This is a genomic window from Streptomyces sp. NPDC048523, from assembly GCF_043199815.1.
Taxonomy (GTDB): Bacteria; Actinomycetota; Actinomycetes; order Streptomycetales; family Streptomycetaceae; genus Streptomyces.
The window spans coordinates 1-4217 of record NZ_JBICWQ010000025.1; the positions used below are offsets into that span (position 1 = coordinate 1).

General features: G+C 71.0%; 6 protein-coding genes. All 6 read left to right on the forward strand.

What is annotated here, in order from left to right; genetic code table 11:
- Nucleotides 1-256 precede the first annotated feature (256 nt).
- On the forward strand, nucleotides 257-607 hold the full coding sequence (locus ACGFWE_RS43350) for a DUF3817 domain-containing protein (RefSeq protein WP_393606187.1): 351 nt from the start codon (nucleotides 257-259) through the stop codon (nucleotides 605-607).
- Nucleotides 604-897, forward strand: a complete 294-nt coding sequence (locus tag ACGFWE_RS43355) for an MTH1187 family thiamine-binding protein (RefSeq protein WP_352392349.1) — start codon at nucleotides 604-606, stop codon at nucleotides 895-897. The genes ACGFWE_RS43350 and ACGFWE_RS43355 overlap by 4 nt, the downstream gene beginning before the upstream one ends.
- Before the next feature lie 143 nt (nucleotides 898-1040).
- Complete coding sequence (locus ACGFWE_RS43360) at nucleotides 1041-1793, forward strand: hypothetical protein (protein ID WP_393606189.1); 753 nt, start codon at nucleotides 1041-1043, stop codon at nucleotides 1791-1793.
- On the forward strand, nucleotides 1790-2470 hold the full coding sequence (locus ACGFWE_RS43365) for a DUF4166 domain-containing protein (protein WP_393606191.1): 681 nt from the start codon (nucleotides 1790-1792) through the stop codon (nucleotides 2468-2470). Before ACGFWE_RS43360 ends, ACGFWE_RS43365 begins: the two co-directional genes overlap by 4 nt.
- Nucleotides 2467-3117 (forward strand): TetR/AcrR family transcriptional regulator, encoded by a 651-nt coding sequence (locus ACGFWE_RS43370; RefSeq protein ID WP_352392346.1) that lies wholly within the window; start codon nucleotides 2467-2469, stop codon nucleotides 3115-3117. The genes ACGFWE_RS43365 and ACGFWE_RS43370 overlap by 4 nt, the downstream gene beginning before the upstream one ends.
- Before the next feature lie 32 nt (nucleotides 3118-3149).
- On the forward strand, nucleotides 3150-4055 hold the full coding sequence (locus ACGFWE_RS43375; RefSeq protein WP_393606193.1) for an SMP-30/gluconolactonase/LRE family protein: 906 nt from the start codon (nucleotides 3150-3152) through the stop codon (nucleotides 4053-4055).
- Nucleotides 4056-4217 lie beyond the last annotated feature (162 nt).

The following is a 4217-nucleotide window of genomic DNA, read 5'->3' on the forward strand; positions in this document are numbered from 1 at the left end:
TCGTGGCGCGCGGTCCGGCGAACGGTCCGTCCTGGCGCAGGTGACTGCAACCCCCCAGGGGCGCGGGGAACTGCGCGACCAGCCCCCACCGGCCGGCAGCCACCCGACAACCTGACCCGGCACCCCGATAGGCGCCCGGTTCAAGCCCAGCGCAGCGCCACCGCACCCCCCTCGCCCCAGGACCACCGAACCGTTTGTCACAATAGGGAGGACGCTTGTGCGTTCGTTCACAAACCGTTCCCACCGAAGGTGACCCGTGGACCTCAAGACAGCCTCCGCCCTCCGACGCCTCCGCCTGGTCTCCGCTCCGGAGGCGATCTCGTTCCTGCTCCTGCTCGTCTGCTCGGTGTTGAAGCGGACCACGGACTTCAATGCCGTGCCGGTGATGGGCATGGTCCACGGTGTCCTGTTCATCCTGTACGTGATCTTCTGGCTCGACGCCTGGAACCGCACCAAGTGGTCCGCGAAGACGGGGACCTGGTTCTTCGTGCTCTCCGTGCTGCCCACCGGCGGTTTCTTCGCCGAGCGCAGGCTCAAGCGCGAGGCCGAGGACGCCGTCATCGCCTCCCGTGCCCGCAAGGAGCAGGAAGGGACCGTGAACGCATGATCGTCGCCTTTTCCGTGACCCCGCTCGGGGTCGGTGAGGACGTGGGGGAGTACGTCGCCGACGCCGTGCGGGTCGTGCGTGAGTCGGGGCTGCCCAACCGTACCGACGCGATGTTCACCTCGATCGAGGGTGACTGGGACGAGGTCATGGACGTCGTGAAGCGTGCCGTGGCCGCCGTGGAGGCGCGGGCGCCGCGGGTGTCGCTGGTGCTCAAGGCGGACATCCGGCCCACAGTCACGGATGGTCTGACCTCCAAGGTGGAGACGGTGGAGCGGCACCTCGCCGGCTGAAGGAACCCTGAGAGTCGAACCCCGGTCCCGCGCGGGCCGGGGTTTTCTCGTCCCCGATGTTTGAGCGATCGCTCAAAGATGTGTATCTTCCTGCCCAGGTGCTTTGAGCGATCGCTCAAACAGTCAGCTCACCTGGGGGATTCATGGGGCTCTACATCGAGGCCCGCATCCGTGCCGATCTCGACGACCTCTGGAACCGGACACAGGAACCGTCCCAGCACCAGCGCTGGGACCTCCGCTTCACCCGGATCGCCTACCTCCCGCGCGCGGAGGGCGAGCCGCAGCGCTTCCGGTACGCCACGCGCGTGCTGCCCGGTCTCACCGTCGCCGGCACCGGCGTCTGCGCGGGCGAGCGGGAACGCCCCGACGGCACCCGCACCTCCGCCCTGCGCTTCTCGTCCCCGCACCCGCTCTCGCTCCTGGCGGAGGGCAGTGGCTACTGGCGCTACGTTCCCGATGGCGACGGCGTCCTGTTTCTGACCGGGTACGACTACCGTCCTCGCTGGGGCCGCGTCGGCGCCGTCGCCGACCGCCTGCTCTTCCGCCCGCTCATCGGCTGGGCCACGGCTTGGTCCTTCGACCGGCTGAGGCTGTGGCTGGAGCGGGGGATCACCCCCGAGCGGGCCCTGTGGAACTGGCTCGCGGAACTCCTGGCCCGCGCCCTCGTCGTGCTCGTCGCCGGCACCGGACTCGGCCTGGAGCGCTCCCTGCACCTCTTCGGTCCGCTGGCCGCGTCGATGGCCTACGTCTCGCCCCTCCTCCTCGCCGTCGTCATCTCGCTGGCCCTGTTCACGTCACCCCTGCCCGGCACCCCGGCCGCCCGCCGCTGTCTGCGCCGGCCCGCCACACGCGTGCGTGCGCCGCGCGTCCTTCACACCCTGGAGACCCCGCGATGACCTCGATGTTCCGCACGGTGATGGGCGCCGACTTCGACCGTCTGCACCCTCAGCTCCAGCGCCGCTTCTCCGTCGGCCTGACGACCGGTGAGGCCTGCACCGGCCGGGGCGTGATGGACCGCGTCTGGCACGGCGGGGCCTTCGTGAAGCCCTTCCTGGCCCTCGGCGCGACCCGCAACATCCTGGTGCCGAGACCGGGGCGCAACGTGCCGTTCCTGATCGAGAACGTTCCCTACGTGGACACCTACGGCCGTGAGACGGTGACCTTCGTGCGCACCTTCCACCTGTCCGGCCGCCCCCGCCGCTTCGACGCCCAGATGGTGCTGAGCCCCAAGGGCGACCGCATCCTCGACTACCTCGGCACCCACCAGCACCTGGCCAGCGAGCTCCACTTCCGCGCCGAGCCCGACGGCTCGCTGCTGATCCGCTCCGGGGAGCACCGGTTCCGGGAGGGCGTGGTGGACGTCCGGGTGCCCGAGCTGATCGGCGCGACGGCGGAGGTGCGGGAGTCGTACGACGACAAGGCGGGCCGTTTCCGCATCAGGGTCCGGGTCGTCAACCGGTACTTCGGCCCGCTGTTCGGTTACGAAGGCTCCTTCGAGGCGACGTACAGCGACATCGCGGCCTGCGGAGTCCGCCCCGGTCTCCGTCCCCTCCGCGAGGAGGCGCGCGCGTGAGCCCCGAGTCCGCGAAGGCCCTGGAGACGAAGGCCAAACTCCTGGAGGGTGCCCTGCGTGTCCTCACCGAACAGGGCATCGCCAAGACCTCCGCCCGTACGGTCGCGGCGGCCGCCGGGGTCAACCAGGCCCTGGTCTTCTACCACTTCGGCTCCGTCGACGAACTCCTCGCCGCGGCCTGCCGTTACGGGGCGGAGCGTGCGGTGGCCCGCTACCGGGAGCGGCTGGCCGCCGTGGCCTCGCTCTCCGAACTCCTCGCGGTGGGACGCAAGGTCCACGAGGAGGAGCGGGCCGGCGGACATGTGGCCCTCCTCGGCCAGCTGCTGGCCGGCGCCCAGACCCACGCCACCCTGGGCCCCGCCACCGCGGCGGGCCTGGAGCTGTGGATCGCCGAGATCGAGCAGGTCCTCACCAGGGTCCTCACGGCCACGCCCTTCGGCGAGTTCGCCGACCCCGCGGGCCTGGCCCGGGCGGTGGCCGCCTCCTTCGTGGGCATCGAACTGTACGAAGGGGTCGACGCGGCCGGCGCCACCTCTGCCCTGGACGCCCTGGAGCAGCTCGGCGTGCTCGTCGCCGCGCTGGAGGACCTGGGCCCGGTCGCCCAGCGCGCGGTGCGCCACCACCTCCGCAGGACCGGCCGCCGCTGACCCCGTCCCACCCCCCGACCCGAGAGGACACCATGCCCGGCTCCGACAGCCTCTACGAGACCCTGGACGACCGCTTCCGGCCCTGCACCAACGGCGACAGCAAGCTGGAGGTCCTGTACGACAGCTGCCGCTGGGCCGAGGGCCCTGTCTACCTGCCCGCCTGGCGGCAGCTCGTCTGGAGCGACATCCCGAACGACCGCCTCCTGCGCTGGGACGAGACCACCGGCACGGTCGGCGTCTTCCGCACCCCGGCCGGCAACACCAACGGCAACACGGTCGATCCCCAGGGCCGCCTCGTCAGCTGCGAACAGGGCAACCGCCGCGTCACCCGCACCGAGCCCGACGGCACGGTCACCGTGCTCGCCGAGCGCTATCAGGGCAAGCGCCTGAACAGCCCGAACGACTCCGTCGTACGCTCCGACGGCACGATCTATTTCTCCGACCCGGACTTCGGCATCCTCAGCGACTACGAGGGACACCGGGCCGAGTCCGAGATCGGCGCGTGCCATGTGTACCGGATCGATCCGGCCACGGGCGAGGTGTCTCTCGCCGCGGACGGGCTGGACGGGCCCAACGGGGTGATCCTGTCCCCCGACGAGCGGCGCCTGTACGTCTCCGACTCCCGTGCGGCCAGGATCCACCAGTACGACGTCCACCCCGACGGCACGCTCTCGGGGGGCAAGGTCTTCGCCGAGGCCCGCGGGGGCGTCCACTTCGACAACATCCGCTTCGACGACGAGGGCCGCCTGTGGGCTGCCGCCCTGGCCGACGGCATCCACTGCTACGACCCCGACGGCACGCTGATCGGCCGCATTCGTTTGCCTGAGCCGGTGGCCAACGTGACGTTCGGCGGCCCGAAGGGCAACCGGCTGTTCATCGCGGCCACGACTTCTCTGTACTCCCTGGTGATGTCGGTGACGGGGGCGCGGAGGGTGTAGCGGTTGTGGGGCGGCTTGGAGGTGCCGGGTGAGGTTGTGGGGCGGGTGCGGGCCGGTGGGGGCTGGTCGCGCAGTTCCCCGCGCCCCTGGGGGGTGCGGTCAACCGGCGCCAGCACGGAACCGTTCGCCACCTCTCGCGCCGCGACGGACCGCGCGCCACGG

Bases quoted from the DNA above. Each gene is read 5' to 3' on its own strand.
- ACGFWE_RS43355 (WP_352392349.1), top strand. From the start codon at position 604: ATGATCGTCGCCTTTTCCGTGACCCCGCTCGGGGTCGGTGAGGACGTG.
- ACGFWE_RS43360 (WP_393606189.1), top strand. From the start codon at position 1,041: ATGGGGCTCTACATCGAGGCCCGCATCCGTGCCGATCTCGACGACCTC.
- ACGFWE_RS43365 (WP_393606191.1), top strand. From the start codon at position 1,790: ATGACCTCGATGTTCCGCACGGTGATGGGCGCCGACTTCGACCGTCTG.
- ACGFWE_RS43375 (WP_393606193.1), top strand. From the start codon at position 3,150: ATGCCCGGCTCCGACAGCCTCTACGAGACCCTGGACGACCGCTTCCGG.